The 12,836-nt window shown below is 51.5% G+C and carries 14 protein-coding genes and 1 pseudogene; 6 read left to right on the forward strand and 9 right to left on the reverse strand.

The features are described from left to right. Window positions 1-10 precede the first annotated feature (10 nt). Window positions 11-628 (reverse strand): LOG family protein, encoded by a 618-nt coding sequence (locus tag GYA95_RS26300; RefSeq protein ID WP_161551523.1) that lies wholly within the window; start codon window positions 626-628, stop codon window positions 11-13. A gap of 349 nt (window positions 629-977) precedes the next feature. Between GYA95_RS26300 and azu the strand changes: the two genes are divergently transcribed. Beyond that, window positions 978-1,427: an azurin gene (azu, locus tag GYA95_RS26305; protein ID WP_015271990.1), complete on the forward strand. Its 450-nt coding sequence runs from the start codon at window positions 978-980 to the stop codon at window positions 1,425-1,427. Window positions 1,428-1,507: 80 nt separating this feature from the next. Here azu and nadE read toward each other — a convergent pair. Then, window positions 1,508-1,819, reverse strand: a pseudogene (nadE, locus tag GYA95_RS26310) (NAD(+) synthase); the annotation flags it as partial. Between the two features lie 352 nt (window positions 1,820-2,171). On the opposite strand from nadE, the gene GYA95_RS26315 reads away from it, so the two are divergent. Then, window positions 2,172-3,803 (forward strand): NAD+ synthase, encoded by a 1,632-nt coding sequence (locus GYA95_RS26315; RefSeq protein ID WP_054572150.1) that lies wholly within the window; start codon window positions 2,172-2,174, stop codon window positions 3,801-3,803. Between the two features lie 67 nt (window positions 3,804-3,870). Here GYA95_RS26315 and GYA95_RS26320 read toward each other — a convergent pair whose 3' ends face one another. Genes GYA95_RS26320 through GYA95_RS26335 form a run of 4 tightly spaced genes read right to left on the reverse strand, consistent with a single transcriptional unit; the run spans window position 3,871 to window position 6,672 of the window. After that, a complete protein-coding gene (locus tag GYA95_RS26320; protein ID WP_061202558.1) occupies window positions 3,871-5,565 on the reverse strand; it encodes a DUF2326 domain-containing protein in 1,695 nt (564 codons plus the stop codon). Further along, entirely contained in the window at window positions 5,556-5,792 is a 237-nt protein-coding gene (locus GYA95_RS26325) for an ABC-three component system middle component 6 (RefSeq protein WP_063977307.1), read from the reverse strand. Before GYA95_RS26325 ends, GYA95_RS26320 begins: the two co-directional genes overlap by 10 nt. Next, complete coding sequence (locus GYA95_RS26330) at window positions 5,789-6,379, reverse strand: hypothetical protein (protein ID WP_063977308.1); 591 nt, start codon at window positions 6,377-6,379, stop codon at window positions 5,789-5,791. The genes GYA95_RS26325 and GYA95_RS26330 overlap by 4 nt, the downstream gene beginning before the upstream one ends. Further along, a complete protein-coding gene (locus tag GYA95_RS26335; RefSeq protein ID WP_054572147.1) occupies window positions 6,376-6,672 on the reverse strand; it encodes a hypothetical protein in 297 nt (98 codons plus the stop codon). The genes GYA95_RS26330 and GYA95_RS26335 overlap by 4 nt, the downstream gene beginning before the upstream one ends. A 447-nt stretch (window positions 6,673-7,119) precedes the next feature. On the opposite strand from GYA95_RS26335, the gene GYA95_RS26340 reads away from it, so the two are divergent. Beyond that, window positions 7,120-7,314 (forward strand): hypothetical protein, encoded by a 195-nt coding sequence (locus GYA95_RS26340; RefSeq protein WP_054572146.1) that lies wholly within the window; start codon window positions 7,120-7,122, stop codon window positions 7,312-7,314. 1 nt (window position 7,315) lies between these two features. Here GYA95_RS26340 and GYA95_RS26345 read toward each other — a convergent pair whose 3' ends face one another. Then, complete coding sequence (locus GYA95_RS26345) at window positions 7,316-8,134, reverse strand: hypothetical protein (protein ID WP_054572145.1); 819 nt, start codon at window positions 8,132-8,134, stop codon at window positions 7,316-7,318. Window positions 8,135-8,694: 560 nt separating this feature from the next. Between GYA95_RS26345 and GYA95_RS26350 the strand changes: the two genes are divergently transcribed. Next, window positions 8,695-9,162 (forward strand): GNAT family N-acetyltransferase, encoded by a 468-nt coding sequence (locus GYA95_RS26350; RefSeq protein WP_125920375.1) that lies wholly within the window; start codon window positions 8,695-8,697, stop codon window positions 9,160-9,162. 27 nt (window positions 9,163-9,189) lie between these two features. Here the strand turns inward: GYA95_RS26350 and GYA95_RS26355 are convergent, their stop codons facing one another. Beyond that, entirely contained in the window at window positions 9,190-9,399 is a 210-nt protein-coding gene (locus GYA95_RS26355; RefSeq protein WP_054572143.1) for a hypothetical protein, read from the reverse strand. Window positions 9,400-9,721: 322 nt separating this feature from the next. Between GYA95_RS26355 and GYA95_RS26360 the strand changes: the two genes are divergently transcribed. Together GYA95_RS26360 and GYA95_RS26365 are read left to right on the forward strand one after the other, a co-directional pair. After that, on the forward strand, window positions 9,722-10,348 hold the full coding sequence (locus tag GYA95_RS26360; protein ID WP_054572142.1) for a histidine phosphatase family protein: 627 nt from the start codon (window positions 9,722-9,724) through the stop codon (window positions 10,346-10,348). Window positions 10,349-10,566: 218 nt separating this feature from the next. Further along, entirely contained in the window at window positions 10,567-11,379 is an 813-nt protein-coding gene (locus tag GYA95_RS26365) for a DUF5677 domain-containing protein (RefSeq protein ID WP_061202557.1), read from the forward strand. Window positions 11,380-11,387: 8 nt separating this feature from the next. On the opposite strand, the gene GYA95_RS26370 is transcribed toward GYA95_RS26365, so the two are convergent. Further along, on the reverse strand, window positions 11,388-12,170 hold the full coding sequence (locus tag GYA95_RS26370) for a hypothetical protein (protein WP_054572140.1): 783 nt from the start codon (window positions 12,168-12,170) through the stop codon (window positions 11,388-11,390). Window positions 12,171-12,836 lie beyond the last annotated feature (666 nt).

A 12,836-nucleotide genomic window follows, 5' to 3' on the forward strand; every position in this document is an offset into this window, starting at 1 on the left:
AATCTCAGCTTCAGTCAGGCTTCTTGTCGACCCACTTCGGCGCCACCGGCGCAACAAAGCTGTCCATCCCGTCCAGCAGCTCATCGGGCTGCTGCCCCAGCAGCAACATCGCCCGATGCTGCTGCCCCAGCAGCAACATCGCCCGATGCTGCTGCCGCACGAAGCCTTCTTCGACGATATGGTCGAGGAACCCGCCCAGCTTCTCGTAGAAACCGTTCACATCCAGTAGCCCCAGCGGCTTGGCGTGATAGCCCAATTGCCCCCAGGTCCATACCTCGAACAACTCCTCCAGCGTACCCAGCCCACCGGGCAGGGCGATAAAGGCGTCGCTCAGTTCGGCCATGCGTGCCTTGCGCGCGTGCATGCCGTCGACCACTTCCAGGCGGCTGAGGCCCTTGTGGCCGATTTCGGCATTCATCAGGCTCTCGGGGATGATTCCGATCACTTCGCCACCGGCCGCCATGGCCGCGTCAGCGACGGTGCCCATCAGGCCAACTGCGCCGCCGCCATAGACCAGGGTCAGGCCGCGACGGGCTATCGCCTGGCCCAGCGCCATGGCCGCTTCACGGTAAGCGGGGTTGGCACCAATGCTGGCGCCGCAGAACACACAAACGGAACGTACGGGCATTGCTCATCTCCAGTCACTCAGGCTGACAGGGTAAGGCCCATGTCCTACAGTTCCAAGGCTGGTTTCACTCCGGTCGGGAGAATTCGCAGATGGCGCCGGTCGCTCCATGGGCGTAGGCCGCCAGCAGGCTGTTCATCAGGCTACCAAGGGTCATTTCGTATTGCTCCTAAATGAGAGGTTGTCCCATCGTCCAATAAAAGGGCATGATGTGCCCTTGAATTGGTTGTATACAATCCATTGAACAATTCTACTGGCTGGCCTCTTGACAGCCCCTTGACCCATATCAGCAAGGGGCTGAACGGTTTCAGGCAGTCTCGCAATTGATAAAACCCTGCCAAGGAGATTCATGATGTTTGCGAAAGCTGTAGCGGTATCCCTGCTGACCCTCGCCAGCGCTTCTGTCTTCGCAGCCGAGTGCTCGGTGACTGTCGACTCCACCGACCAGATGTCCTACAACACCAAGGAAATCACCGTCGACAAGAGCTGCAAGGAATTCACCGTCAAACTGACCCACTCCGGTAACCTGCCGAAGAACGTCATGGGCCACAACCTGGTGATCAGCAAGACTGCCGACATGCAGGGCATTGCCACCGAAGGCATGAGCCAGGGTCTGGAAAAGGACTACATCAAGGCTGACAACGCCGCGATCATCGCCCACACCAAGATGATTGGTGCTCCTGAGAAGGAGACCGAGGTGAAGTTCGATGCTACCAAGCTGGAAGCCGGTGGCGACTACAGCTTCTTCTGCACCTTCCCGGGCCACATCTCGATGATGAAGGGCAAGGTCGTCGTCAAGTAATCAAAGGCTGACGGTGAACCCTGTGGGAGCGGGTTCGGCGCCCCGATGAACCCGCTCCCACAGGTCTTTCTACAGCCTGATCAAGGGGCGAACGGCAGTTCGCGCTTGTGCTGGGTCTTGCGGTAGGTAGCGACGATGATATCGAACGCTTCCTGGTCAACCGGCTGCCCATGCAGGAAGGCATCGATCTGCTGGTAGGTCACGCCATGGGAGGCTTCGTCCGGCTTGCCCGGTGCCAGGTCTTCCAGGTCCGCAGTCGGCACCTTCTCCACCAGTGACTCCGGCGCACCGAAGCTGCGCGCAATCGCCCGCACCTGGTTCTTCACCAGCCCGCTCAGCGGCGCCAGGTCGCAGGCACCATCACCGAACTTGGTAAAGAAGCCCATCACCTTCCTCCCCCCGAAATAGTGCCCAATCCAGCGCAGTGACTGAGTGAGTGACTATTTTTGCTCTTGTGCAGAATCTGTATCTGCACAGTCTGGGGATTCTGGACTGCGCCCTCTCCCAGACCTTCTTCCGATTTCGCTAGATGGGGCTGAGCTTGGTTAGGGCATAATGTCCTAGTTCGCAAGATGCCCGCGACCCTCCGGGTAGTCCTGACCCAGGTTCAATGAGCCGTAATGGCTAGCAGTAATCCGATAGCCCCGCGCTCAGCATGGAGCTTCAGATGGTGCTTCCTTGATCGCAGATGTCAGGACAGTGTTGCATCTTGCCGATCTCGATCTAGGCATTTCTGGAGGAACCATGGAGCAACGTTTGAGAGTGGTAATGGCCCAGCTGAACATCCGCGTCGGGGATGTATACGGCAACGTTGAGAAGGTCATCGAAGCCGCTCATAAGGCCCGCGACGACCTCAAAGCCCAGGTCATCGTTTTCCCAGAGCTGACCCTTTGCGGTTACCCACCAGAGGATCTGCTCCTTCGCTCCAGCATGCAGAGCCGGATCGAAAAAGCCCTGCAGCATATCAAGGACGCTGTCCAAGGCATCGTCACTGTAATCGGCTTCCCTTGGGTCGAGGATGGAGCGCGCTACAACAGCTGCGCCGTGATTTCGGACGGCAAGGAGCTCGCCCGCTATAACAAGCAGCGCCTGCCTAACTATCGTGTTTTCGATGAGAAGCGGTACTTTGAGCCGGGCAGCGGCCCATGCGTAGTTAACCTCTTCGGCGTACCGGTCGGTATCACTATCTGTGAGGACATCTGGTTCTCCGAGCCGCTCAAGCAGGCTTGTGATGCCGGTGCCCAGATCATGCTGACCCTGAATGCCTCGCCGTTCCATCGTGGAAAGCAGGCTGAACGTGAAGAGCTATTGGCGACGCGTGCCAGCGAATGCTCAATCCCCATGGTCTACGTGAACCAGGTTGGTGGCCAAGACGAACTGGTGTTCGACGGCAACAGCTTCGTAGTGGATGGCGACGGAAAGGTTACTCAGCGCGCCCCTGCTTTCGAGGAGGGGCTCTTCGTCTCGGAGTTTGAGATCAAGGAAGGCGTTTTGGTGCCCGTTCCGGCTCAGACCACCGAGCTTCTCAGCATTGAGGCCAGCGTCTACCAGGCACTGGTAGCTGGCGTTAAGGACTATGTGCAGCGCAACGGGTTCAAAGGTGTTGTGCTAGGCCTTTCGGGTGGCATCGACTCGGCGTTGGTGCTCGCTGTTGCTGTGGATGCCTTGGGTGCAGAAAACGTTGAAGCTGTGATGATGCCGTATCACTACACGGCCCAGATGAGCCAGGACGACGCGAAAGAGGAAGCCGACATCTTGGGTGTGAAGTACAGCGTCCTGCCCATCGCATCCATGGTAGAAGCCTTCCTGACCACGCTTGCGCCAATGTTCGAAGGTTTGGGCAAAGACACCACCGAGGAAAACCTCCAGGCCCGGTGTCGCGGCACCATGCTCATGGCCATTTCCAACAAGAAGCGGTATCTCGTTCTCACGACCGGCAACAAGAGTGAGATGGCGGTCGGCTATGCGACCTTGTATGGTGATATGGCGGGTGGCTACGACGTCTTGAAGGACGTACCGAAGACCTTGGTATTCCGCCTCTGCGAATACCGCAACACCCTGGGCTACGTAATTCCGCAGCGCGTCATTGATCGTCCACCATCTGCAGAGCTTGCTCCTGACCAGAAGGACGAAGATTCCTTGCCTCCATACCCTGTCCTTGATGAGATCCTTCGCTTGTACATCGAGCAGGACTTGTCTGCCGATGCCATTACCGAGAAGGGCTTCGATCAGGAGGTTGTGAGGAAGGTAATTCGCTTGGTCGACCTGAACGAATACAAGCGGCGCCAGGCCGCTGTGGGCCCTCGTGTCACCGAGCGCGGCTTCGGTCGTGACCGGCGTTACCCTATCACTTCTGGCTGGAGTATCGGTGATTAATAGCTGAGGCAGCTGATCTATGTACAAGGGGCGCTATTGCGTCCCTTTTCTATAAAGGATGGTCTCGCTAAAGTTTGAAAAATTTTTCTTCTTTGGTCAGTTCGAGAATGGTATTGGCTTCAAGGAACTTTTTATCAAAGCCACCAAGTTTGTCGTTTAAAATTGCTGCGATAGTTTGTATTTTCTTTTCGTTAGCAAAATCAAATAATTTTATTAGCTTGTCTTCGTCTACAACTTCAAGATAGTCTTGGGCGGTAAAAGCAGGAAGCCTGGATTTGAATTTATTCACGAAGTACACATAGGACATGTCGAAAGCCATTGCTGCGGCCCTCGGAACTCCGTCGCCAGTGTTCAGTTCTTCGTTTGTAATCTTGAAATCTGCCTTGCCATCTCGGCCTGCAGAAACTGTCAGTTCGTTGTGATGAGTTACGAATAATCTTTTAGTGATGTCGACATATGCTTCATTGAAGACTTTAAGCTTGGAGTTTAAGTCAGAGTAGTGCACTGCAATACTCCGCTTTACGCCGTCAACTGTAGTGAGTAGATCTTTGATTCGCTTGTTGGACACCTCTACCTCGCTTATGACGTAAGCAAGCCTGCCTCGAGCCTCCCGTAAATCCTGCATTTGCTTTTCGACCAGGATCAGTCCGCTGACATGGCTGTCTCTGGAAAGATCTTTCACCTTACTCTGTTCATCTGATATGAGTCGTGCCAAACTCATTCTCAGAGTGTCAAGTTCATCCGCTGTCTCAGCCGACATTTCTTCGACGTATGCGGCCTTGCGGCTCATTATCGAATTATGGAATTCAATAGTTTCTTCAAGTGTCTTGCTGAGGTTTGGAACTAGCGACTTGGCCTCATTGTAGAGAGAGGTAATTTCCCCTACGTTTAGCTCCACCAAGTTATTTTTGTATCGTTCGATTGTTTTGTTATTATAATAAAGTTTTGTTTCAAGCTTGACGATACGAGAAGTCAATGCTGCCACGCTTCTTCGGGATTCCCGGAGTTCTGCGATGGCATAACTTTGAGATTCAAATATGTCGTACTCATCTTCTTTGATTTGAAGTTCAGAAATCTTCAGGTCGATTAGTTGGATTTCTTCCTGGCGATTCGCCAAAGGGAGGCCGCCGAGAAGTGTTCGGATACGATTATCTTCTAGTTGTATTTGCTGCTCAATTAGGTTGATCTGGCGAACGGAATCAATGAATTCAAAGTCAAACAGATATGCATAAATCAGGTCGTAATCATTGTCGCTAGTGTACGTGTGTAGGTACGCAAGCGTGTTGTTGCTTGTGGTTCTGTTCGTTCGGAAGAACTTGCTTCGTATTGAGTTGAAGCTAGGCTGCTCTCGTGTATATCCAAATATACGAGGGAGTTCGCGAGTGAAGCCAGCATTGCTCTTGTAGACGACGCCATCAATGGTGCTAATGATTTTGATGCTCTCACGTAGGGATCCCATTTTTCTTGAGAGCACACGCGTGATTTGGTGATTAATGGAGGCGACTCTTAGAGTTAACTCAAACTTAACGTCGCCTTTGGTAAGATAGTCTTTAACCTTTTCGTTGACCTTGTTGTTGTCAGGATCTTTCCAAAGAGGCTCAGACTTTCCGCCCAAGCAGAATGCTAGTGCACGAAGTGATGTGCTTTTACCAATCTGGTTCCCAGTTTCGCCCAGGTTGGTAATAATGTTAATTCCGTCCTTGAATTGGATGGTACGTATTTCTTCGCTTCCATCAAATACAGATAATTTAATCAGTTGCATAAAGAAATATCACCTTGCTTCGTTAGCTCTACACATCCAGTGATGTAGAGCCAGTCGAGCGCGTACAGAATGTAAGCAAAAGAAACACGCTCAAATCTATCTTGATATTTTTCGAAAAGTGCTAGTGGGCTCATGGAGCCAAATTCGCTAGACTTTAAGACCATCAGTAAGCGTCCACCGACTATGTAAAGGCTTTTAAGCGGTGAGCTTGTATTCTGAATGATCATGCAGGAGGCTCCAATATCTTACAGTGAATGAAGCCATAGCAAACTATTAACTGTCCGGCCCATTCTATAAGCTCAGATTCAACGCCTTGAAAGACAGTGTTAGTTCCAACTATAAGCTCGGAGACCTTCTTTACAAGCTCATCCGATCCCAGCCGTATTACATTCAGCTTTTGCTCAGGGGAAGCTGGTCGCTCAGCCTGCCTCATGAACAATTCTCGCCTGGCGGTTTTATACTTCTGATTTATAGCGTAAAGAAATCTTTTCTGTGCGCCAGGATCTTCGTCATCGATAGTTGAGATAAGGCTTTCAATGAGATCCATGTAGCCGACATTGTCAATGATTAACTCCGAATACACCGAGACCCTGTTGTACTCAATTTTTTCATCGACCTCAGGGTAATCTATCTCGACGTCTGGGATCTCATCATACGGGGTATGAGTCGACACAATTTTCATTAGTAACGGATTGAGCAGAGATGAGATGGCCGCAGAAGTTGCGGCTATCGTGACAGGCCCACTGCCGGTGCTGACTACTGTTAACCCGCCGTTCGATGCCGTAGCTTCAATATCTGGCGTTAATAGGCTCATTTTTTATGTACAGTAACATTGCCGCGACCCGTGGAGACAACCGTAGTTGAGCTATGATCTGAGGTAGCGGAAATCGTCGGTTTTCTGCTGAATGCCTGCAAAATGATCAGCAAGAAAAAGCAAAATACAGTAGCTGCAAGGGAGTACAGGAACAGCTTGTAGATGGATTCGCTTGGGAGGCCCTTGAGCAAGTCAGACTTAAACCAACCGGCGTGCATCGAGTAGAACATCGCAGCTCCCACTGCAGCAAAGCCGCCTCCAGCGGTGGCGATTACCTTCAAGAAGCCGAACATTCCTTTCTCCATGGTGGTCGGTCACTCGGCAGTGAGTGCCAGCAACGTGATATTACAGATTTCGCTTACCGCTCCACAAGGGCGCTCCCGCCCCGAACCCTCGGCATAGGCAGGATCCTGCAGCCTTTGAGACCAGGGTCTGCGTGCGCGGATATCCGGCCTTGGAACCCTCCTGAGGGCTGCGTTCGAGGTTCAGCAGAGCACGGGGCGGCTTGAGTCAAGGGCAGCCGTTCGCTTTACCAGGGAAGCTACAGAGGGCAGCTACCGGCAGGAGAGGTGGGGCTCAGCACATCGCGCTGCTGACATGCTGGAGCACCTGGCCTATAGCTTTTTCGGCGAGATCACTAAAAGCCGAGCGCAATCGTCTACAGCAGCTACACTGCATTGTTAGATTCACATTACATTGCAACTGGGTGACGTAAACCAATTACCATTAAGGGGTGTAGTATGCGCGAGTGTCTCGTTAATAAAATGATTGCCCACCTCAAGTTTGAGATCAATTACTTGCAGGCTGAGGCATTGTCGGCTAGCTCAGATCGCGACGAAGAGCGGTGCCGTGAAGCTCTGCGCCTCCAAAGCAACGCCATCGAATATTTGTTCAGAGCAGTCGATGCTAAACGCAAAATTGCATTGCAGCGTTGAATCAGTAGGGCCTTAGCATTTTGCGGCCATCCTTGTTGAGGCGTAGGATATTATTGGCTACGAAAAAATTCGTAAGCACTGCGGACAGGTACTTCCAGTTCTCGGCGACGTCTCCCCGAAAGAAACCTGCGTTGTGCATTCGCCATTCAGCATGGGTGCGGACGGCTCCAATGAAGTCGGCAGAATTAGTAACGCCAAGGTGGATATCACCCAAGTCTACGCCTGGGTTTTGATAAAGTAGGCCTTGTGCTATGGCAATGATGAGTGGGGCATCTATCTCCGCCTGCACTGTAGGAAGCGGCGCAAGGTATTCAGTAAGCAACCTACCTAGACAATCGAAAGACGACTTACTGAGTAGGTGCGTTATAGAGTCGAAATCTACATACACAAAACCGTTCGAATCCGAGGTTGGGAAAAGCGATTGGTAATGCAGGAAGCGGCATTTGGCAGGCTCTCGCTCTTGATATTTTTCATTGCATTCAGCTTGAGACATGTTTAAAACTAAGTTGGCTTGCTTTTCGTCCAGAAAACCCACAATAACAAAGTCTTGAAGTAGCTGCCAAGTTAAGGGCTTTGTATCATCTTCAGTGAGTTGTAGTACTTTATATAGAAAGCCTCTAAATCCTGCATAGTCGTCAAGGCACATAGTATGTGGGTGGAAGCCGGTAAGGGTCATATATGCATCGAACATTTGCAAGACTTGAAGCATGCTTCGTTTAATATCGATATCATCGGAATGGCGAAGAATGGGAAGATTTTCCGCTACCTCGGTTTGAATGCTGAAAAAACCCCGTAGTTGAATTCCGCCCAGAGTCAACATGGTTGCTACCTGTGGTTTAGGTAAAAACCTCAGTGTAGGTCGGCAGTCGGTGTAGTGCGAATGCCGGATCTTGAATGTTAAAAATCAACGTCTCTCGTAATGTCCGCTTTTGGGAACATTATGAGGATAAAAGGGCTTTGATGTTCCCAAATGGGGGCATTATATCGAGCATTCCTTTTTTGCTTTTCACCTTCGGGTGGGGCTGTCGTGAACCGACCTCTTATCAGAGCCAGGTTGCGGCCCGAGCGCTTCCATCCTCAGCGTCTGGCTCTGCGTGCTCGGCTTGCGATTCTGATATGAGCCATCAACCTGAATGGTCGAGCGGCTCTTAGGCATTCACAAAGCCTTAGCACCGAAGCCACCAGTAGTCTTCGAGCTCGCGGAGGGCGAAGACCTACCCTTCTAGGAAGGGCTGAATCGTGGGCACAAAAAATCGTGTTGAGGAGCGGCTTCTTTGAAGATGTGAGATTCGCAGGAGCCGGCATTAGCCGTGTTTGCTACAGCTAGCTCCTGAAAGGCATCTACACTCGATTTTCCAGCCGGTGACCGAGATCAGAACGATGCCCACCCTTCCTCCGCTCGGGGCCAGTGAAGAAGAATGGCGCGCCTTTGCCGAAGAACGCTGTGAGGAGCTCAAGCCTCATGTAGCGGAGTTCATCCTGGAGCGGTTCACGTATAAGCCCAGGTATGTCCAACAGCGGGTCTGGCGAACCTTCGCGACCGTGTCAGCCCTGAGCACGCAGTTCGACATCTACATCCGCATGTTTGTGAAGCCAAATGACTACTGGCCAAGGGAGTGCCTTGTCCTGGCTCGGATCGGCTTCACGAAGGAACGTGCTGGACATGGTCGAGCGCTAGTGCAGCGCCTGGTGGAGCTGGCTCCAACATTCGGCTATCGCTACCTCGCTATCGAGTCAGCCAATGCCAACGCATCAGCTTTCGCCGAGAGGCTGGGCTTCAGCCCTCGCGACAATGGCCGTCACTGGATAGGTATGGTCGACGCCGTGCAGGAAGCCTTGAATCGCTGATAGGTGGGACGTGGTCGGGCCAGCGGCTCAATGGTCTTTTTCAGTCAACTGCCCAAAGGCCCGCAGCTGGTAATCCGTCACTACTTGAAAACCATGCTCTGCCAGCATCCTGAGAAGCTCCAGCTCAGCCCCCACGACTCCGTCAGCCTGGGCCTGGTGATACCGCTTCAGTGCCTCGATGGCCTGGCTGTACAGAGGGTCATCAGGCAGCAACACTTTGCTGAGATCTTTCTTCATTACCCTCTCCAATTTTGCCGGGACGATCCCGCTTTCTCGGGTGTGCGGTTCGCGAGCTCAATCAGGTGGGCGTGATGCTCCCGGACAACCTTGTCCAACGTCTCCTGGTTTAGAAACCGTGGGCGTTGACGAACCATCTTGCGTTCGTAGGAGTTCGAAGCAGTCTTCGTTGGCTCTGGGCAGCTTTGTCGAGTCATTCCGAAGGATCTCAGGCAGATTGGTTGAGGCTAGGATACATCGACATCCCTTCACCATGGCTATCCCGCACTGTTCAGTGCCAGCATTGTGCGATCCAGAATCCGTAACCAGGGAAAGATAGTCGATGAAGAATGTGAGGATGGTACGCCACGGCGAGAGTGCTGCGAACGCAGGCCGGCCCACCAAGGATCACGCGAGTATCCCCCTCACAGCAAAAGGGCTGGAGCAAGCCCATATGGTCGCCCGGTCTTTCACGAACGCCCCAGGCCTAATCGTTGCTTCGCCGTTCCTTCGCGCCCAGGCAACCGCGCAGGTGACGGCAGCCCGATACCCTGCTGTCGCTTTCGAAACCTGGCCGATTCAGGAATACACGTACCTAGCGCCGGCACGTTGTGTTGATACAACCCTGGCGCAACGGCGTGGTTGGGTTGAGGCGTACTGGCAAAGAGCAGACCCCGCCTACCGTGATGGTGAGGGCGCAGAGTCGTTCCAGGAACTGGTAGGTAGAGCGCGGTCATTCCTTCACCGACTTGGTAAACATCCAGCTACTGACATAGCCGTGTTTTCGCATGGTCAGCTCATCAACACGGTGGCTTGGCTACTCGAGCATGAGCCACAGGAAATTGATGGCCTGGCGATGCAGGACTGGCGAGAGTATGAGATCGCCAATCACATTGAAAATGGTCAGGGCTTTTTCATTGCCTGGGAGTCGGGCAAATGGGGAACTGGCCAACGAAAGGGCTCCTCCTAAAGCGTTCTGCGTGTCGAGCGTCCACCAAACACGTAGAACGATGCCTATCAGTTGCAGGATGCACCAACCTTCGTGTTGAATTGCTTCACATCAACGACCTCGTCCTCGCACTTACCGTCGGTGATGCTTCCCCATCCGTTCTCGGAGGCCTGCTGCAATAGCAGTTCTTCGATGACAGAGTTTACCTCTGAGCACATCACAATTACAGGATGTTTTGAATGACAGACCAATCGATTTTGAACGAAAGTTTCTTCGAGCAAGGCTTTATATCCAGAAACATTGATGAAACAATCGCACGCATAACTTCAGAAAACGAAGAGTGGTTTACACTGCTGAGGGATATAAATAAACTTCTGCAGGCAGCTGTAGTGTCTGGCTTTGAAAAGCATCACGGTAGAACCATGGACTTAGAAGTTCTAGCCATGTTTTCGGCTTTGCGGTCTTTAAGTAATTTTCAATCGGTTTTCATAAACCTCGAGCGAGGTATGATTGTTGAAGCCAGGATTTTGATACGATGCCTTTTTGAAAATGCATTTTGCGTGGGTGCGTTAGCAGAAAGTCCTGAGAAATTTATCCCCTTGCTCCATAAAGATAACGTTGCTGCCAAGCGCGGCCAAGCCAAAGCCTTGAAGCAAGGTAACTACTCTCTAGATCAAGACGTTGCTGCGGCCATGGACGAGATCTTGGCTGGCGATAAAGGCCGCCACTTGAACTGGCAAGAAGTTGCAGAGATGTCTTCGCTTGGGCATCAATACTTATTTTATAAGCATCTTTCTGATGATGCGATGCATTATTCAGCTTCTTCGCTTAAGCGCTACATTGTGTCAAATAAGGAAACTAATAGCTGGAGCGGCTACAAATTTGGGCCAGGCAAGAAAGCGGAAGTCGCTCTGTCGGCTAACCTGGCTGCATCAGCAGCTTTAGGTATCCTGATTGGATTTCTTCAGGCGACCAAAGATTCTTCCCGCGACAAAGAGGCGAATGAGCTTCTGGATAGATTCGGATCACTCAGCTCCTTAAAGCCAGAGTGATCGATTTTCTATTTTTCTGGTTCTGGTTCTGGTTCTGGTTCTGGTTCGTAGGATGTTACGAATACCTTGATGCCTGATTCATTCCTCAAGACGGTGCCTCCATCTCTAAAGATCAGGGCATCGTCAATTTTTTCCAGCAGTTCTTCCTGCTTGTTTTGATTTGATTTATAAATTGTCCGCACCGATTTCCTATATGTGCCATCATATATATCACACATCAACGTTAAGTGCTCGCGCAATGCGTCTATTAAATCAACCTCTGTATGCTCCAAGGTTGTGTTGTTATAGTAGTCGCATCGCATTCCTGATAAAGTAATACGAACCGGAACGAAGCTTTCAGTTTGACCAGACTCTCTATTTGAATAGTCGACGCTGTGCGCTCCAAGTTTGTTTCTAGCCTCTCGCACCTTCAAGGCTGCAACCCTTCCTTCCAACTCTCGGATGTTAGGCACATTCGCGATTCTGTGGAGATTAAGCAAAGCTTGCTGCTGTATATATGTTGCATTCAATACACCATAAAGCCTGATGTATTTTTCGCCGAAATCATCATATTTTGTCGGCCCATCAACGCCATACTTACAGAAGTGCTCAATCCCTAGCAGGCTGTCATTTATTATATCCATGGATGAGCATATAAATCCCCAGTCTTCCGGTTTTGTAAGCTTTAGTGACGACTGGATAAAATCTACAAAGTCGCCACGTGCTGGCGTATGCCGCATTGCCTTTTCATTGATTAGCTCACGATACTCGTCGTTGTAGTGATGCAGGGCTTTAAAAAGCGGTTCAAGCATTTTTGTGCTCCATTTTATAAAAGGGTCAGATTACACTACGTTTCAGGGGCGACCAACATAATTACCAACCGTCGAAGGAGAGTGCATTGATTGAGCCGAAGCTATAGGAGCTAGTTTTTATGCGATGGGTTGGCAACCAGGCTGTTTTCCAGGAGCAAAAGACACGTCACGATGAGTCCATTCCTCTACCTGAAAGCTGCCAAGGCGTGATCGCCAAGTATGCGCGGGCCAGTAAGCTCTCCGAAGGAGACCTACTCTTCCACTCTCACAAAGATCGAAAGCGCCCTATGCCACCGACAGCTCTGAGCTGAATGCTGACCGCCTTGGCCCACAAAGCAGACGTCAAGCTTGAGCGTGTAACGGCTACCCAGATTCGACACACCGTGTTCAAGATTGGCATTCCGAGATGACAGGACATCGTTCACGTACCACCGCGTTGGACTACATAGTCAAGGATGGGGACAGGATCAAGCCGACTGAAAAGAGCCGCGCGCCTAGAGGTGAATCCATCTATCAGTGGACTGACTGCCCAAGCGTGCCGGCCTTGTGCAATTGGTAGTCGATGACGGTCTGGTACAGGTGATCAGCCTCCAGGCGGAGCCTTTCTACCTCGTCGGCTGGTTTCCCCTCGTCCACGGCTTGGTGATGGGCACGTATCGCTTGGAG

It is taken from the genome of Pseudomonas asiatica, from assembly GCF_009932335.1.
GTDB classification, from domain to species: Bacteria; Pseudomonadota; Gammaproteobacteria; order Pseudomonadales; family Pseudomonadaceae; genus Aquipseudomonas; species Aquipseudomonas asiatica.